Origin of the sequence: Arcicella rosea (assembly GCF_040543805.1) — a bacterium.
Classification (GTDB): domain Bacteria; phylum Bacteroidota; class Bacteroidia; order Cytophagales; family Spirosomataceae; genus Arcicella; species Arcicella rosea.
In genome coordinates this window covers 200,860-217,750 of record NZ_JBEUMS010000009.1, presented here as the reverse complement: position 1 = coordinate 217,750, position 16,891 = coordinate 200,860, and the positions used below count along the sequence as shown (strand labels likewise).

General features: G+C 35.2%; 15 protein-coding genes and 1 tRNA gene. 13 read left to right on the top strand and 3 right to left on the bottom strand.

The genetic code is table 11. From position 1 onward, the window contains the following. Window positions 1–25: 25 nt before the first annotated feature. On the bottom strand, window positions 26–1,393 hold the full coding sequence (locus ABID42_RS13800; protein WP_367284140.1) for a HAMP domain-containing sensor histidine kinase: 1,368 nt from the start codon (window positions 1,391–1,393) through the stop codon (window positions 26–28). Next, window positions 1,390–2,070 carry a response regulator transcription factor gene (locus ABID42_RS13795; protein ID WP_367284139.1) on the bottom strand — a complete coding sequence of 227 codons (681 nt, stop codon included), beginning with the start codon at window positions 2,068–2,070 and terminating at the stop codon, window positions 1,390–1,392. The genes ABID42_RS13800 and ABID42_RS13795 overlap by 4 nt, the downstream gene beginning before the upstream one ends. Before the next feature lie 382 nt (window positions 2,071–2,452). On the opposite strand from ABID42_RS13795, the gene ABID42_RS13790 reads away from it, so the two are divergent. The 11 genes from ABID42_RS13790 (at window position 2,453) to ABID42_RS13740 (ending at window position 14,673) form a co-directional block, all read left to right on the top strand. After that, on the top strand, window positions 2,453–3,007 hold the full coding sequence (locus ABID42_RS13790) for a DUF4833 domain-containing protein (protein WP_323260403.1): 555 nt from the start codon (window positions 2,453–2,455) through the stop codon (window positions 3,005–3,007). A 146-nt stretch (window positions 3,008–3,153) separates the two neighbouring features. Then, entirely contained in the window at window positions 3,154–4,362 is a 1,209-nt protein-coding gene (locus ABID42_RS13785) for an NADH-quinone oxidoreductase subunit D (RefSeq protein ID WP_367284138.1), read from the top strand. Window positions 4,363–4,482: 120 nt separating this feature from the next. Beyond that, window positions 4,483–5,742: a TolC family protein gene (locus tag ABID42_RS13780; protein WP_367284137.1), complete on the top strand. Its 1,260-nt coding sequence runs from the start codon at window positions 4,483–4,485 to the stop codon at window positions 5,740–5,742. A gap of 128 nt (window positions 5,743–5,870) precedes the next feature. Continuing rightward, window positions 5,871–6,920 carry an efflux RND transporter periplasmic adaptor subunit gene (locus ABID42_RS13775; protein WP_367284136.1) on the top strand — a complete coding sequence of 350 codons (1,050 nt, stop codon included), beginning with the start codon at window positions 5,871–5,873 and terminating at the stop codon, window positions 6,918–6,920. 282 nt (window positions 6,921–7,202) lie between these two features. Continuing rightward, window positions 7,203–8,576: a magnesium transporter gene (mgtE, locus tag ABID42_RS13770; protein ID WP_367284135.1), complete on the top strand. Its 1,374-nt coding sequence runs from the start codon at window positions 7,203–7,205 to the stop codon at window positions 8,574–8,576. 11 nt (window positions 8,577–8,587) lie between these two features. Then, entirely contained in the window at window positions 8,588–8,890 is a 303-nt protein-coding gene (locus tag ABID42_RS13765) for a DUF190 domain-containing protein (RefSeq protein WP_323260418.1), read from the top strand. Continuing rightward, window positions 8,891–12,028: an efflux RND transporter permease subunit gene (locus ABID42_RS13760; RefSeq protein ID WP_367284134.1), complete on the top strand. Its 3,138-nt coding sequence runs from the start codon at window positions 8,891–8,893 to the stop codon at window positions 12,026–12,028. A 278-nt stretch (window positions 12,029–12,306) separates the two neighbouring features. Beyond that, on the top strand, window positions 12,307–12,612 hold the full coding sequence (locus ABID42_RS13755) for a type II toxin-antitoxin system HigB family toxin (RefSeq protein ID WP_367284133.1): 306 nt from the start codon (window positions 12,307–12,309) through the stop codon (window positions 12,610–12,612). Next, window positions 12,602–12,964: a helix-turn-helix domain-containing protein gene (locus ABID42_RS13750; RefSeq protein WP_367284132.1), complete on the top strand. Its 363-nt coding sequence runs from the start codon at window positions 12,602–12,604 to the stop codon at window positions 12,962–12,964. The genes ABID42_RS13755 and ABID42_RS13750 overlap by 11 nt, the downstream gene beginning before the upstream one ends. Before the next feature lie 75 nt (window positions 12,965–13,039). Further along, complete coding sequence (locus ABID42_RS13745) at window positions 13,040–14,095, top strand: hypothetical protein (protein ID WP_367284131.1); 1,056 nt, start codon at window positions 13,040–13,042, stop codon at window positions 14,093–14,095. A 146-nt stretch (window positions 14,096–14,241) separates the two neighbouring features. Beyond that, window positions 14,242–14,673 carry a hypothetical protein gene (locus tag ABID42_RS13740; RefSeq protein ID WP_367284130.1) on the top strand — a complete coding sequence of 144 codons (432 nt, stop codon included), beginning with the start codon at window positions 14,242–14,244 and terminating at the stop codon, window positions 14,671–14,673. A gap of 100 nt (window positions 14,674–14,773) precedes the next feature. On the opposite strand, the gene ABID42_RS13735 is transcribed toward ABID42_RS13740, so the two are convergent. Beyond that, window positions 14,774–14,847 (bottom strand) — tRNA-Ile (locus tag ABID42_RS13735). A 135-nt stretch (window positions 14,848–14,982) separates the two neighbouring features. On the opposite strand from ABID42_RS13735, the gene ABID42_RS13730 reads away from it, so the two are divergent. Both ABID42_RS13730 and ABID42_RS13725 read left to right on the top strand, forming a co-directional pair. Further along, window positions 14,983–15,411 (top strand): DUF4890 domain-containing protein, encoded by a 429-nt coding sequence (locus ABID42_RS13730; RefSeq protein ID WP_367284129.1) that lies wholly within the window; start codon window positions 14,983–14,985, stop codon window positions 15,409–15,411. Between the two features lie 242 nt (window positions 15,412–15,653). Further along, complete coding sequence (locus ABID42_RS13725; protein WP_367284163.1) at window positions 15,654–16,886, top strand: HD domain-containing protein; 1,233 nt, start codon at window positions 15,654–15,656, stop codon at window positions 16,884–16,886. Window positions 16,887–16,891: the final 5 nt, after the last annotated feature.

The window sequence follows — 16,891 nt, the reverse complement described above, 5'->3', positions numbered from 1 at the left end:
AATTTACTCTAAAATGTTTACTTCACTACAAATGTTCAAATGTTAGGCTGAAAGTTGTGCCTTTCCCAACAGTCGAATCAACAGAAATTTCACCATGATGCAGCTTGACAATCTTTTGTGTAAGCGAAAGACCAATGCCGTTCCCATCTGTATATTTTTTGTTTGTTCCTCTGAAAAAAGGAGTAAAAATTTGAGCAATTTCTTCTTCACAAATACCAATTCCTTCATCAGTAAAACCAAGCTTTATTTTTTGTTCCTGAACAACAATTGAAATAATACATTTTTTATTATCTGAAAACTTACAGGCATTTTCAATCAAATTGGCAAATGCTACTTTCAATAAATATTCATTGCCATTCATTGAAAGCTCTTCGTCATTTTCAACTTCGTTTTTATAAATAATATCAACCAAATAGGTCGGGTATTGGCGTTGAACTTGATGGCGGGCGTCTAAAAGTACTTCGTCTAAACGAGTTTCTCTGAAAGAAATCTCAGATGGGTCATAACTTGCTTTCGCAAAATCTAATAAACTGGTGGCAAGTCGGGCGAGCTTTTGGGCATCTGTTAAAGTATTTTGAATAACGCTTTGATATTCTGTAGTACTTCTTTCTTTATGTGTTGAAAGTTCCAACTCAGTAATCATCGACGCAAGGGGTGTTCTAAGTTCATGTGAAATGTTGGATACAAATTGCTTTTGAGCATCAAACGATTTTTCCAGACGGTCGAGCATCTCATTGAAAGTACTTGATAATTCAGCTAATTCATCCCTTCCTTGTGTATTGTTCAAGCGTAAGTCTAGATTTGAAGCCGTAATTTTCTTTACTTTATTCACAATGACAGTCACGGGCGAGAGTGCTTTTTTAGAAAAAAATCGACCTGCCGCATAAATCAGAATGATTGAAGCAATGAAAATAATCAGAATGGTATTTCTAAGATTTTCTAATTTTTTATAGCCAAATTGGTCATAAGCGGCAGCCATCACAATATGCTTTTCTCCTTCAATACTGAAGAGTAAGCCTACAACTTGCCAATTATCTTGATAAAAACGCACTTCATTTTTTTGCTTTACTTCATCAATCATTTGCTTGGTTTCCTTCACAAAATCAATGTCTAAAGCATCATGGTAGCGTAATTTGAAGTTTGTGTCATAAATAGCTACTTCTACTTCATTAATAGTTTCACGGTTATTTTTATAAATCGTTTGAAGTGTTTTTGATTCTACTTTTGCGGTAAAAAAAAGATTGGCTTTCGTTATTGCTTCTTTTTTCAAGCGGTTGTAAAACTCTGTTTCACGATTTTGATAAGCAGCATAATAGACCAAAGCCGCAAAAATCATCAAGATGGCTGCGGTGATTAAAGTAAAAAGTAAACTTAGTTTTTCTCTGATTGTCATTCTGCCTTAAAGATAAAACCCATTCCAGATTTTGTATGAATGAGTTTAGGTTCAAAATCTTTATCAATTTTTTTACGTAAGTAATTGATATACACGTCAATAAAGTTAGTTCCTGTATCAAAATGCGTATCCCAAACTTTATCAGCGATTTCAGTTCTACTCAGAATTCTTTCAGCATTTTGCATCATGTATTCTAGTAATTTGAATTCTTTAGGGGTTAAATTAATATCAATTCCAGAACGACTTACGGTTTTAGTCTGGTTGTTCAATTCTAAATTATCATATTTCAAAATAAATCCTTGATGGTTTGTCTTGCCATTTTGGCGTTTCATCAAAGCCCGAATACGCACATGTAATTCTCTAAAATCAAAAGGTTTTACCAAGTAATCGTCTGCTCCAGCATCAAAACCCTCTACTTTATCATCAGTCGTTCCCAAAGCAGTAAGCATAATAATTAAGGTTTCTGGCTTGGCTGAACGAATATCTTTACAAAGTTCTAATCCGTTGAGTTTCGGCAAAATTATATCCGTGATGATTAAGTCATAATCATTTTGTAAAGCCAGTTTTCGTCCCATCATGCCATCGTAGGCAAGTGTAACGCTATAATCGTTTTCTTCTAATCCTCGTTTTACCAAAGAGGCAATTCTTTCGTCGTCTTCAATAATGAGAATGTTCATGATTTTATATTTGAGGTAATACTTATTCTGTATTTACAAATTTAGATGAATTATTGATGACGATTGTTGTTCGTAAATGAATCTGTTAAAAATACAAAATTACAATTGTGATGAAGCCTTTATTCAAACATCTTTTTGAATAAATAACCGTTTACTCATTTAAGTATTTTTCAAACAATAAAAATGAAATACCTTCGTAGAAAATTATGCAAAATACTTTTTAAGGAACAAAAATCTTGATAAGCTTTGTTACCTTTGAGCCTTCCAATGACAAAAGCTCTTTTTAAAGAAAATAAATTGGATAAAAACAATCAACAAGACATTTTAACTGCTTGTCCTCTGATGTGTAAATTGAAAATTAGAGGAAACAATATCTTTACTAATGCGATTTTCAAAAACAATCATTATCCTCTCTATTCTATTTGTATTCAATAGTTTAGCTCAAAAAAACAAGACGGTTCCTGCAACCGATGTTTTCCCAACTCCCCCTGATACAGATATTCGTTTATTTTATATTCAGCGAAGTTCTAATTCAAATACAGTAATTTATGATGCCAACCTGACGGCGGATAAAAAACTAAATCCTAAAAGTCCAGTGCATACTTATTGGATAAAATATAATGAAGGTGGGCGCAAACAAGAATTGACTAATATTCAACGAACCCTTGCTTATGGTTTATATACCAAAGAAGTTGAGACGGAAAAAGAAAGTTATGATGGACACTTTTTGGCGTATCGCAAAAGAAAGTTTGTCGTAAAAATTACTCCTCAAGGCGAACCAGTAGCATTATTCCCGATTAACGGGAAAATGCAAATTCTTAAAAAAGTATTTGTAAAAGTTGACGAAAGTGGCATGATGCCTTCGGTGGTATATGTTGAGCTTTGGGGAAAAGACCCAGCAACAGGCAAAGAAGTTTACGAGAAATTCAAACCATAATATTGAGTGAGGAGTTGTGAATGCTGAGTTGTGAGTTGTGAATGTGGAGTAATATTCCGATTCCAAACTCAAAAAACTCCTCATTTAGCATTCAAAACTCCAAACTAAAAAACTCCTCACTCAAAACTCAACATTCAAAACTCAAAATGATTCAATATCAATATAAACCCGAAAACTTTCGGCTTTCTGATCCTAACAAACATCAGTTAAAGGATTTGAAATCGGAAGAAATGATTTTATCACTTGGTCCTCAGCACCCATCAACGCATGGAGTTTTGAGAATGGAAGTGGTTTCTGATGGTGAATTGGTGGTGGATGTTGTGCCACATTTGGGTTATTTGCATCGCTGTTTTGAAAAACATGCAGAGTCGTTACCATTCAATCAAATCATACCTTATGTAGATAGAATGGATTATTTGGCAGCCATGAATTCAGAACATGCTTATGTAATGGGTGTGGAAAAACTCTTGGATTTAGAAGGAAAACTTCCCAAACGCATTGAATATATTCGTGTTTTAGTGGCAGAATTAAATCGTTTGGCTTCGCACTTTGTGGCTGTGGGTACTTATGGTTTGGATATTGGTGCATATACTGCTTTTTTGTGGGTAATGCGTGACCGTGAACATATTCAGCGATTATTAGAATGGATTACTGGAGCAAGAATGCTCTATAATTATATTTGGGTAGGTGGTTTGTTTTATGATTTACCCGTTGGTTTTGAGGAGCGTTGTACAGAATTTATCAATTACTTAAAACCTAAAATGGTTGAGTTAAGAGAATTGATTATCGAAAACAAAATCTTTATCCAAAGAACTGCTAACGTTGGTGTATTGCCAATGGCATTGGCAATCAATTATGGTTGTACTGGTCCAGTTTTAAGAGGTTCGGGGCTAAAAGTTGATTTGCGTAAAGTAGATGGCTATTCTGTTTATCCAGAATTAGATTTTGATATTCCTGTGGGCAAAGGCGAAATGGGAACAGTAGGCGATTGTTGGGATAGAAACTATGTTAGAGTATTAGAATGCGATGAATCTATCAAGATTATTGAGCAATGTTTAATCCAGCTCACGAACGACCATAAACGTACTACCGAATTCAACCCACAAGCTTTAGTACCAAAAAAGATTCGTCCGCAAGCGATGGATTTATATACTCGTGCCGAAAACCCAAAAGGAGAATTAGGCTTCTTTTTCCGCACCGACGGACGTTCGGATATTCCTGTACGTTTAAAAGCCAGAGCTTGTTCGTTACATAATTTATCAATCATTCCAGAAATCAGTCGTGGAGCAATGTTGGCAGATTTAGTAGCCATCATTGGCTCAATGGATTTGGTAATGGGCGAAGTAGATAGGTAAAACGGGTTTCCAACCCGTATCTCCTTCTCTAATAATTTTCTAATAATTTTCTAAAACCTCTCTAACTGCCTTTCTCCCTTGAATCCTCCACATTTGTAACATCAATTAAAGATTTACAAGATGATGCGGCTCCGAGAAATTTCATTCATTATCACGCTTGTTTTTTTAATGTATAAACCTTCTTCAGCGCAAGAAATTTATACTTTACAAAAGGCATTACAAGTGGCCAAAGCGAATAATCCTTTGCTGACTACTCAGCAACTTAATATTGGTATTACAGCAACCGACATTGTAAGTGCCCAACTTCGTCCAAATCTCAATTTGAACAACCAGACACTTGTACTTACTCGTCCTGCTGCTTATCCAGCTAATACCGATTGGGCAAGCGCACAAAACCGGCAAGTATGGTGGCAATTGACGAAAGTAATTCAATTGCCTTCGCAACGTCAGGCAAAAATAGATTTAGCACAGAAAAACACGGTGCTTTCACAAAAAGCCTTTGTCGAAACCGAAAGAAATGTTTTACAAGATGTGGCTTTGAAATGGTTGGATGTGTGGACGGCTCGTAAGCAATTAGATATTCTACAGATTGCTAAAACCAATACGGATAGTTTAGTAAGCATTAATAAAATCAGATTGGGCAAAGAAGTAATTACTTCAACCGACCTTACTCGTACAGCTTTATTAGCGAATCAATATGATTTACAGCTTAAATCAAATGAACGAGTTTACCTGAATGAATTATCGAATTTAAAATTCATGTTGGGAACCCAAGATAATATTGACATTGACGTAAAAGATGATTTCTCTTTTGCTTTTACTCCAAAATTAGATTCCCTTTTACAACAAGCATTAAGAGAAAGAAGTGATGTTCAGGCTTATAAGGCAAGTATCCAAGCGGCAGAAAGTAATATCAAATTACAGAAATCACTGGCAACACCACAGCCAACTTTAGGGATGATTTACAACCCACAAAATACAGTTCCATACATTGGTTTTTTCGGATCGATAGATTTACCTTTTTTCTCAAGAAATCAAGGCGAAATCAAAAAGTCGTATTTGCAAAAACAACAAGCTGAAAAAGGTTTACAAGCAACCCAAACATTGATACAAACTGAGCTTTCAACGGCTTATAATACTTACCAAACTCAGAAACAGAATATAGAACAATTCAAAGATTTACTCTCGAAATCTGAAAGTATTCTGAGTAGCGTAAAATATTCTTACTTGCACGGTGGAACTACGATTGTGGATTATTTAGAAGCCCAAAGAAGCTGGCTGGATACACAACAACAGTATTACGACACATTACAACAATATCGCCAAAGCTATATCAAACTACTTTATGCTTCTGGTTTAATCAATCAAATGGCACAATAAGTATGAGTGCTGAATTGTGAATGATGAGTTGTGAGTTGTCCTTGCCTAAAATAGGTTGCACTGAGTTTTAGCCAAGTTAAAGTACTTCAAATTCATAGGTGCTTAAATTGTATAGATTTCTTAAAACGATGAAAAATAACATAACAATAACACTGCTCTCTATCTGGCTTCTTGCCGCTTGTGGAGGAAAAGAAAATCAGGCAACAAAACCGATTGATGTATTGCCAAAAGTACAGGAGAATGGCATGAAAATCGTTTTTCCAACTTCAACAAGTATGCAGTTTTTTGCTACAGAAACTTTGGGAAGCTCTTCGCTCAATGATGAAATTACTGCTCCAGCCAAAGTGTCGGCAACGGTGGTTTCTTCACAAGAAGGTGCTTCACAGAATATTATTTTGTTTGAAAATGCTGATTTGGCAACCAATTATACTTCGCTTTTACAGCATTTGCAGAATATTCGTCAGAAAGCGACAATCATTCAGCAAAAGAAAACAATCATTGCTCGTAAACAAGTAGAGGTAAGTCGTTTTGAAGATTTACAAAAAAATGGAGCTGGAACAGGGAAAGACGTAGCCAATGCACAAGTAGATTTACTAAGTGCTGAAACAGAGTTAGCAATCGTACAAAACGATTTAGCCAACGAAAAAACAGCCATCATCGAGCATGAAACTAAGCTAAAAACAGGCGGTTTTAATCCAGAAACATTGAAAAACTCAAATATTGGAAAGGCTTTTATCATTTGTGATATTCCTGAAAATCAAATCACGAAAATCAAAGAAGGCGGCAATTGCACTTTACAATTTACGGCTTTCCCGAATGAAAAGTTTACAGGAAAAATTGAAGAAGTTGCCGATGTAATTGATGAATCGACCAGAATGGTGAAGCTGAGAATAAGCTTAAACAATTCAAGTCAAAAGTTAAAAGCAGGAATGTTTGCTACGGTTTTGTTTGGTGTAAGCGAAGGTTCTCATATCAATATTGATAAAAATGCAGTGGTGACGGTTCAAGGTAAAAATTATGTTTTTGTAAAAAATGCTAACAATACTTTTGAACGTAGAGAAGTAAATATTGGCAATCAGATTGGTGATAGAATTGTTGTTTTTAGTGGTTTACAAAACGGAGAATCGGTTGCTGTTAAAGGAGTAATGCAGTTGAAGGGTTTGAGTTTTGGGTATTGATTTCTTTCGGGACTTTAGGATTTGTGGACTTTAGGACTTGAAGATGGAAGAGACAAGAAGCAAGATTTTTTTCTGGGACTTTTGGATTTTGGACTTATGGATTTGAAGAATTATAGCTCAAGTCCCGTCAGGGACGATGTATCGGTAGCAATGATGTCATGAAAATTGTACATAATCAAGTTCCGTAGGAACGACATGAGTACATGAAAAACAGAGAAGGTAAAAGACTAAGAAATTAAAACCTGACAGCCGACTTCCGAAAGCTGATAGCCAATAAAAGCCATGAAAGATGTAAGAGCAAAAATTTTGAAGGGCGATTTTACTGCACTTTTAGGTTTAGACAAAAATAAAAATTTTGTACATCCAAATGACGTAGCAATATTGATTGGTTCTTTGCCTTTGGAAGTTGCTGCTGAATCTTTAATTTCTTTACCCAAAAACTCTCAAGCTAAAGTATTTGCTTATCTCAATTTCGACTGGCAAGTACAAATCATCAAAGGAATTTCTAAAGAGAAAGCCTCAGCCATTCTAAATAATCTGCCTTCTGATGATAGGTTTGAGTTTTTTTCAAATTTGATTGGTTTAGAGCAATCGTACTTTATTGAATACCTTTCTGAGAAAAACCGAGCTGAAATTCATGATTTTTTCGGTTATCCAGAAAATAGCGTTGCCCGACTTATCAATACAGATTTTTCTACGATTTCAAGACAAATGACTGTTGGCGAAGCTATCGAACATTTAAGGAATAACCCAAACGACACCGAAGCCGCCAATGTGATTTATGTCATTGATGAAACAGGAAAATTGGTCGATGATATTCCAATTAGAAAATTAGTACTGAACGAATCTTTCAAAACCATTGAAAGCCTTTTAGATGGATTTTGTGTAAGCTTGACCATTGACGATACCAAAGAAATTGCCATTGATAAATTCAAAGAATACGACAGAGATGTATTGCCAGTGGTGACAGATAAAAATGTTTTGATTGGAGTATTGACAGCCGATGATGTACTTGATTTTGCTGAACAAAGAGATACTGAAGATATTCAAAAATTTGGGGGTTTAGAATCTTTGGATTTCCCTTATGTGAAAACTCCCATTTTTACACTCATCAAAAAAAGAGCTGGTTGGCTTATTGTACTTTTTCTCAGCGAAATGCTTACTGCCTCTGCGATGGGCTATTTCGATGAAGAAATTTCAAAAGCAGTGGTTTTAGCATTATTTATTCCTTTGATTATTTCAAGTGGAGGAAATAGTGGTTCGCAAGCCGCAACATTGATTATCCGTGCGATGGCCTTGAAAGAAATTACTTTTAGCGACTGGTGGTTTGTGATGAAAAGAGAATTTTCATCAGGCATTATTCTCGGAATTATTCTTGGAACAATAGGTTTTATCAGAATACTTCTTTGGCAACAATTTCACTGGTTTAATTATACTGAACATTACTTATTGGTAGCCACAACGATATTTTTCTCACTTATCGGCATCGTCATGTGGGGAACTTTGAGTGGCTCAATGATACCGATAGTCTTAAAAAAATTAGGTTTCGACCCCGCCACTTCATCAGCACCTTTTGTAGCTACTTTAGTGGATGTAACCGGTCTTATCATTTATTTCAGCATCGCAGCATTCTTGTTAAAAGGAACGTTGCTTTAACAAAAAAGGCTATGCTTCAAGCTCAGATTTTTATAGATGAAGATGAACTCTTTGGAACAAAATCCTTACATGAGTTTATCGTACAGTTTTTGATTGCTCAGAAAATCAAAGGATTAACCGTTTTTAAAGGCATTTCTGGTTTTGGTTCAAACAATCATTTCCATCGTCCAAATGATTTATTCAGTTTCGACGAAACGCCCATTCTGATTACTTTCATCGACGACACCGAGAAAGTAAAAGCTGTGCTGACAGCATTGAGAGTAGAAGTAAAAAGTGGATTTATTATTACGAACCAAGTAGAACAGTGGAAATAAATGATTAAGAACTTATTAATATTCAGCCTTCGTAATCGCTGGATTGTGATTGCGATAAGTACTGTGCTGATGGCGGTAGGCTATTGGTGCTTTACACAATTGAAAATTGAAGCTTATCCAGACATTGCCGATACTTGTGTGATTGTAGTAGCACAATACGACGGAAGAGCAGCCGAAGAAGTTGAACAACAAGTAACAGTACCGATAGAACGTGCTTTACAAAATACGCCCAATGTATTAGACCGTAGAAGTCGTACCATTTTTGGTTTGTCGGTTGTGCAATTAACTTTTAAAGATGGCACAGACGATTACTTCGCTCGTCAGCAAGTAATTGAACGTTTGAGTTCAGCATCTTTGCCTGATGGTGTAAATCCAGAATTAGCACCGATGAGTACTGCCGTTGGAGAAATCTATCGCTATGTGGTAGAAGCACCAGCGAATTTTAGTCAAACGCAATTAAGAGATTTACAAGACTGGGTTATTAAACCTGCTCTATTACAAGTACCTGGCATTGCCGATGTAGTAACTTTCGGCGGTCCTTTGAAGCAATATCATATCATTACTTCGCCCGAAAAACTAAGAAAGTATAACCTTACTTTACAAAATGTTACGGATGCAGTAAATGTGAATAACCAAAATACAGGCGGAAATATCTTAGCTCGTGGTGGACAAGGTTTTGCAGTTCGTGGCTTAGGAGCGATTAAAACAGAGCGAGATATTCAGAATATCGTGTTGAAATCTGACAATGGAATGCCTGTGTTTATCAGAGATGTTGCCACTGTAGAAATTACCCCTCCGCCCGCCAGCGGGGTTTTGGGTTACACGGTTACAAAAGATAAATTGGATGTAAAAAGTGGCGTAGAAGGCATTATTTTGTTAAGACGTTACGAAAATCCAAGTGAAGTATTGAAGCTTTTGAAAGAAAAAATGGCGGATTTACAAGCCAGTGAATTGCCCGAAGGTGTGCATTTGCGTCCGCTTTACGACCGCAGTTTCTTGATTGACCATTCTTTGGAAACCGTAGCTCATACTTTATTTGAAGGAATTTCAATCGTTGTGATTCTCTTAATATTTTTCTTGGGAAGTATCAGAAGTGCATTTGTAGTGGCTTTAACAATTCCGTTTTCATTGTTGTTTGCCTTTATTTTAATGCGTTTGACGGGCATTCCAGCCAATTTACTTTCTTTGGGAGCTATCGATTTTGGGATTATTGTTGACGGAGCGTGTTTGATGGCAGAACATTTAATCCGAAAGTACAGAACTGCCACCATTGAAGAGAAAAAACAAGGCATTATCAGAATCACTTTGCTTTCGGCACAAGAAGTAGGTCGTGAAATATTTTTCTCAGTTACCATCATCATTTTGGCTTATATGCCCATTTTATTGATGACTCGTGTAGAAGGAAAATTGTTTTCACCAATGGCACTTACTTTGGCTTTTGCCGTAATTGGTTCGATGTTGGCGGCACTTACTTTTATTCCAGTCTTGATTTCATTCAGTTACAAAAAAGCCTTAGCTGATTTTGACAAACCGATGAAAGAACATAAAAATTATGTGCTGGATTTTCTGTCGAAACATTATGGAAATGTGCTGGATAAATTATTGAATCATTACAAAAGAACCGTAATCATCGGCTTTACGATTGTTGGAACATTTATTTTCTGCGGTATAAAACTCGGAACTGAATTTTTACCAACCTTGGATGAAGGTTCTATTTTCCTTAGAGGAAATTTCCCTGCGGGAATTACCATTCAGGAAAATGCCAGTTATGCCGCTAAAATCAGAAGTACCATTGCCAAGTATCCACAAATTTCATTTGTTATTACACAAACAGGTAGAAATGATGATGGAACAGACCCATTTCCAGCAAATAGAAATGAAATTTTGATTGGCTTAAAAGATTATAGTTTGTGGAGTAAAACCATTTCAAAAAAGGAATTGGTAGATAAAATCAAGAAGGATTTACAACAGCAATTGCCTTCGGTTTCCTTTTCTTCGGGTCAACCGATTATCGACCAAGTAATGGAAATTGTTACGGGAAGTGCCGCAGATTTGGCGATTTCGGTAGTAGGCGACGACTTGAAAATGATGCGACAAAAAGCCGATAGCATTGCCACCATCGTAAAACAAACCACTGGAGCAGACAATGTAAACATCGAGCAAGAAGGTCCACAAGACCAATTGGCTATCAATATCAATCGTGAATCTGCTGCTCGTTTTGGAATCAATGTAGCTGATATTCAAAACATGATTGAAGCGGCAATTGGCGGAAAAACGATTTCTACTTTGTACGATGGCACAAAACGCTACGACATCGTGATTCGCTTTTTGCCACAGTTCAGAAACTCTATTGATGCCATCAAAGATATTCTTGTGCCTTCGGTAAATGGGGCTTTAATTCCGATGAGTCAATTGGCAGATATTCATTTTGTGGAAGGACAAACCAATATTTACCGCTACGGAAGTAAAAGAATGGTAACTGTTCGCACGAACATCAAAGGCAGAGACCAAGGCAGTTTTGTGAAAGAATTGCAAGATAAAATTGATGCCAAAGTACACGTTCCGAAAGGCTATCAAATTATTTACGGTGGACAATACGAAAACCTTGAACGTGCAGGAAAACAATTGGCTTTCACCATTCCTTTAACGATACTTTTGGTGTTTCTTTTCTTGTTTATGTTGTTCAAGAATTTACCCAATACTTTAGTGACGATGAGTTGTATTTTATTTGCTTTGGGCGGAGGAATCGTGGCTTTATTGATGCGTGGTTATTACTTCAACGTTTCGGCTGGCGTGGGCTTTGTAAGTATTTTTGGAATTTCGGTAATGGCAGGTGTATTATTAGTTTCAGCCATTAATCGAGCCAAAGGTGAAAATGGCATTGAACTACAACAAAACGTTTTAGTATCATCAAAAGAGCAATTAAGAGCACTATTATCCATTTTAGTTGTTGCTATTATTGGTCTTGTACCTGCGGCAATTTCGTCAGGAATTGGTTCGGACGTACAAAGACCATTAGCAACAGTAATCATTGGCGGACTAACCAGTACTTTAATTTTTGCTCCGCTGATTTTGCCTTCGCTTTATTTATGGGCAGAAAAGAATAGAAAGATTAACAAACCCGAAGAACAAGAATAAGCTTTTAAGCAAAGCTATCAAAGATTTTTTTATCCTAATCTGCTTTATATAATATGGAGGGCGCTTTCAAAGGCGCTCTCTTTTTGTTGATTTAATACAATAAACACAATTGCAAAAAGAAACATTTTTTAGACTCATTCATGAGTAACTGAAAGAGGACATACCCAAATTTTAACTATTAAAAATTATCTTGGAAATTTCGAGAAATAGAGGGAAGATTCCTTTTAGGATTTACACCAAATAGTTGCTATATTCGCAACAATGTGTTATATTTGAACATGAGAATCATTGCAAAAAGCACATTAAGAGACTTTTGGTTAATTCATCCTCCAGCAGAGTTTCCATTATTAGATTGGTTCAATATCGTGAAGCAAGTAAAATGGAGTACGCCAAACGATGTAAAACAAACTTATGGTAATGCCAGCATTATTTCAAATAACAGAGTAGTATTCAATATCAAGGGAAATGATTACAGATTGGTTACTGAAATAGATTATGAGTATCAAATGGTTTTTATCTTATGGGTGGGGACTCATAAAGAATACGATAAAATAGACGTTAAAACAGTGGAATATGATGGATAATATCAAAAACGAAAAATATCACAAAATGGCACTGAACAAGGTTCGTGCACTGATGAAACTAAAACCTGAAAAAGAAAGCGAAGAAGGACAAGAGTTGGAAATGCTTATCACTTTGATAGAAGCATACGAAGACGTACACGTACCAATGCAAGCCAGCGACCCCATAGCATATTTGGAGTACAGGATGGAACAAGATAACCTAAAACAACGTGATTTAATCCCTTTCATTGGAGATAAAACGAAAGTATCGAAAGTAATGAATCGAAAGCAAGAGCTAAGCGTATCAATGATTAGACGTTTGAGCGAAGGCTTAAATATTCCAATTAATTTTTTGATTACTGCGGGAGTCTAAAAACGATTAAACCTTTTTAAAACAAAACCCTGTCCACTAACCAAAGCGAGACAGGGTTTTTAAATTAATGCGATTATGAAAGATAGTTATAATGTACTTATTGAGGAAATTAATAGCATTGAATTGATAGATAAAGAGGTGGATTGGATTGACTATTATCGTCAAACAAATAGTTTTTGCAATGTAAAACCTATAAATGAACATTATAGTTTTTCAATAGTAAAATTCAATAGCTTAAAAGAGCAATTTGAAAACTTTTATTATTGTGATACTCAAGCAGACCCAAATACATATTTGACTGTAAAACCTCATTTTATGGATTTACGTCGTTTTAGTGATATTTTGAATAATAGGATCGTTGAGTATAATGCTTGGAAAGAGAAAAAAATTAAAATTAAAGGTGTTCTATTAAAAAATGAATCAATAGGCGGCTATGTAGAATATTTGAAAAACTTAGAAAATGAGGTAGTAAATGACTTTAGAAGTATTCACAAAGATGGGTTTAATTACTTGAAAATTAGAAGAACGGATTTGAATAATGTCATTTTATCTTTAATGAAACTTAGTAATAAGTTTGCGATAGACCATCAAGCTCTTGGTGGAACATGGATAACAAACCCTGACAATATTGAAAAGAAGGAGGCTAAATATAGGAATAAGTTTAAAATAGCTGATTTGTGGAGTATTTTGGAAGCAGAACATTTTGAACTAAAGAATGGAGGTTTGATGCAACCTAAGTATGACTATGTGAATCCGTATTTTGAAAATAATCAAGGAGAGAAAGTTTATGTAACTGTTGATTTTTTGAGTGATTTTCAATCAGTATTTCAAAGACGAAGGGATACGTTGGATAATATCATCAGAAGACTTCTTGATTTTAAATTTAAAGAGTGTAAAAAAACAAAAAACATTAGAGATACAAGTCCGAAACACCTTAAAATTGTGGCTGAATATAAAAATGAAATGAAAAAGTCAAGAATGACTCATCAAACGGCTTTAGCCAATTTAGCAAGAAGAAACGATTTAGAAGTTAATGGAAAAAATGAAAAAGATAATATAGACCAAATAAGAAAGATATTACTCAAATTAGATGTAATAAAAAAGCGTCAAGAAAGCGTCAAAAACAAATAGTAAATACCTGAATACAAGATAATTACAACCAAAAAGCGTCAAACTAAGATTTCGACGCTTTTTCTGTTTATCGGCTTGTTAAAATGTAACTATTTATCAAAAATCTCTCTTTAATATTGCTCTATCATTAAAAAAATATCAATAAAATGGAGAGAAACACAAACCCCTTTTCTGTTCTTGAAGGACAAATATTTGAAGTAAAAGTATTAGTTGAAAAGCTTATTCATAACCAACAGATGAGAATTACTAACACTAAAAATTCTTTGATTGCATGGCATTCAAAAGATAACAGGCACAAAACACAAGAAAAAATAGTATTTGATTATTTGCAAACTCATGTGGCGAGTGCGAGTATGGTTACCAATGCTACAGGAGTACCTCAAAAATGCGTAACAAGGTATAAACGAAAATTTGAACGAATGGGATTATTGAAACAGATTAAAAGAGACCGTTGCAAAATAACAGGTCGTATTGTTTGGTATCTGACAACAAACAAAAAATTATTTCCTAAATATTCACTTCAATTAACTTTGTTCAACTTATGGAAACGTAAACAAATCAATCCAAATGCTTATTGAATATGCAAATACAAAGATACTTGCAATGAGACAAGCGTTCTAAAAAACATATTTAAAAACAAAAATCCCTCACAATCAATTGATTATGAGGGATTTTTTGTGGGCCCACTTGGAATCGAACCAAGCACCTACTGATTATGAGTCAGTTGCTCTAACCGAATGAGCTATAGGCCCTACAAAGCGTTTGAGTTCTTTGTGGTGCAAAATTAGATTTTTAAAAGCATTTTTACAAAATATCTTTTTAAAAATACGTTTAAACCTTTTCAATTCTTATTCATCTAAACGTCGTTTAAAATAAAAATCTTAACAATGAAAAGGAAATTAATCTTCGCAGTGAGCTTATTAGCCGCTACTTTTATCGTGAATGTTCAGACTTCAGTAGCACAAAATGCTGAAGCACCGAATGGTCAACGTCAAGATATGACGCCTGAGCAAAGAGTTGACGCTCAATTAAAAAGATGGACAAAGGCTTTGTCTTTGACTACTGAACAAGTCAATCAAATTAAGCCTTTACTAACGGAAAGAGTCACCAAAAGAGAGGCAATCAGAAATGCTTCTGACAGACGTGCAGCGATGCAAGAATTACGTGATTTGACTAAAGCGCAAGATGAAAAATTGAAAACTATTTTCACCGCTGAACAATTGACAAAATACACTGAATTACAAGATGAATTAAGAGACCGCATGGGAAATGGTGGTGGTCGCAGAGGAGGCGGAAACAATGGCGGTAATAATTAAGATTTTTAACGACTAAATAATTGAAAAAAATAGCGATGCAGATTTTGTATCGCTATTTTTGTTTTTTAGGACTTTGGGAGAGACTGAAAGATTTTAGGACTGGAGGATTGGAAGACGGAAGAAGCAAGAGACAAGATTTGGATATAGACTTTAGGACTAGAAAACGAAAGAAGCAGGAAACAAGAAGTAAGATTTTGAAAGTATTCACTAATTCAAAAATCACTCATTCACAACTACAACACATGAACAAGCGCAAAATCGTAAATGACCCTGTTTATGGGTTTATCAATATACCAACCGAGCTAATTTTTGATTTGATTGAACATCCTTACTATCAGCGTTTGCGGAGAATCAAACAATTGGGCATGGCAGAGTATGTGTATCCGGGTGCTTTGCATACTCGTTTTCACCATGCTTTGGGGGCAATGTATTTGATGAACGAAGCATTAATGACTTTACGCAGTAGAGGACACCAAATTTCAGAAGCTGAACTAGAAGCAGCACAGATTGCTATTTTATTGCACGATGTCGGTCACGGTCCTTTTTCTCATGTTTTAGAATCTGTCATTTTAGATAAAGTACCACATGAACAAATTTCATTTTTATTGATGGAGGAATTGAATCGCCAATTAGGTGGAGCTTTGACTTTGGCAATACAAATGTTCACGGGTAATTATGAACGAAAGTTTTTCACGCAATTAATTTCGAGTCAATTAGATGTTGACAGAATGGATTACTTAAATCGTGATAGTTTTTTCACAGGTGTTCGTGAAGGTTTTATTGGCGCCGACAGAATTCTGAAAATGTTGGATATTGTCGATAATCAATTAGTCGTTGAACAAAAAGGGATTTACTCTATCGAAAACTTCCTGACTGCTCGCCGTCTGATGTACTGGCAAGTGTATTTGCACAAAACATCTATTTGTGCCGAAACAATGTTGATACAAATCATCACCAGAGCCCGAGAATTAATCAGAGCAGGCGAAGACGTTTTTGCAACACCAGCTTTCATGATTTTCTTAAAAAAAGAAGTAAGTTTAGAAGACTTTACTGCCGATAAATCTTATTTAGAAGCCTTCGCAGAAATGGACGATTATGACATTTGGGCTTGTGTGAAAATCTGGGCAAAACATCCAGATAAATTACTTTCGAACATCAGTAAAATGTTGTTAGATAGAAATTTATTCAAAATTCATATTTCGGACGCTCCTATCGAAGCATCTTTTCTTGAAAAAATTCAAATTGATTTGCTGAGTAATCCAAGTATTCAAGAAAGTGATTTACCTTACTTAATTATCCAAGGGAACACTTCTAATGCTGCTTATGTATCTGGCAAACAGAACATTAATATCCTGACAAAAGACAAAAGAGTATTGGATATTGCCGAAGCATCTGATTTACCTACAATAAAGGCATTAAGTAACATCGTCAAAAAATATTATATATGTTGGGCAAAGAATGTATATTTGCGGTAAAATAT

Excerpts from the sequence above, each read along its gene's own strand:
- ABID42_RS13780 (WP_367284137.1), top strand. The coding sequence starts at position 4,483 with ATGATGCGGCTCCGAGAAATTTCATTCATTATCACGCTTGTTTTTTTA.
- ABID42_RS13755 (WP_367284133.1), top strand. The coding sequence starts at position 12,307 with ATGAGAATCATTGCAAAAAGCACATTAAGAGACTTTTGGTTAATTCAT.
- ABID42_RS13790 (WP_323260403.1), top strand. The coding sequence starts at position 2,453 with ATGCGATTTTCAAAAACAATCATTATCCTCTCTATTCTATTTGTATTC.
- ABID42_RS13775 (WP_367284136.1), top strand. The coding sequence starts at position 5,871 with ATGAAAAATAACATAACAATAACACTGCTCTCTATCTGGCTTCTTGCC.
- ABID42_RS13740 (WP_367284130.1), top strand. The coding sequence starts at position 14,242 with ATGGAGAGAAACACAAACCCCTTTTCTGTTCTTGAAGGACAAATATTT.
- ABID42_RS13725 (WP_367284163.1), top strand. The coding sequence starts at position 15,654 with ATGAACAAGCGCAAAATCGTAAATGACCCTGTTTATGGGTTTATCAAT.
- ABID42_RS13760 (WP_367284134.1), top strand. The coding sequence starts at position 8,891 with ATGATTAAGAACTTATTAATATTCAGCCTTCGTAATCGCTGGATTGTG.
- ABID42_RS13800 (WP_367284140.1), bottom strand. The coding sequence starts at position 1,393 with ATGACAATCAGAGAAAAACTAAGTTTACTTTTTACTTTAATCACCGCA.
- ABID42_RS13745 (WP_367284131.1), top strand. The coding sequence starts at position 13,040 with ATGAAAGATAGTTATAATGTACTTATTGAGGAAATTAATAGCATTGAA.
- ABID42_RS13750 (WP_367284132.1), top strand. The coding sequence starts at position 12,602 with ATGATGGATAATATCAAAAACGAAAAATATCACAAAATGGCACTGAAC.
- ABID42_RS13765 (WP_323260418.1), top strand. The coding sequence starts at position 8,588 with ATGCTTCAAGCTCAGATTTTTATAGATGAAGATGAACTCTTTGGAACA.
- ABID42_RS13785 (WP_367284138.1), top strand. The coding sequence starts at position 3,154 with ATGATTCAATATCAATATAAACCCGAAAACTTTCGGCTTTCTGATCCT.
- mgtE (WP_367284135.1), top strand. The coding sequence starts at position 7,203 with ATGAAAGATGTAAGAGCAAAAATTTTGAAGGGCGATTTTACTGCACTT.
- ABID42_RS13795 (WP_367284139.1), bottom strand. The coding sequence starts at position 2,070 with ATGAACATTCTCATTATTGAAGACGACGAAAGAATTGCCTCTTTGGTA.
- ABID42_RS13730 (WP_367284129.1), top strand. The coding sequence starts at position 14,983 with ATGAAAAGGAAATTAATCTTCGCAGTGAGCTTATTAGCCGCTACTTTT.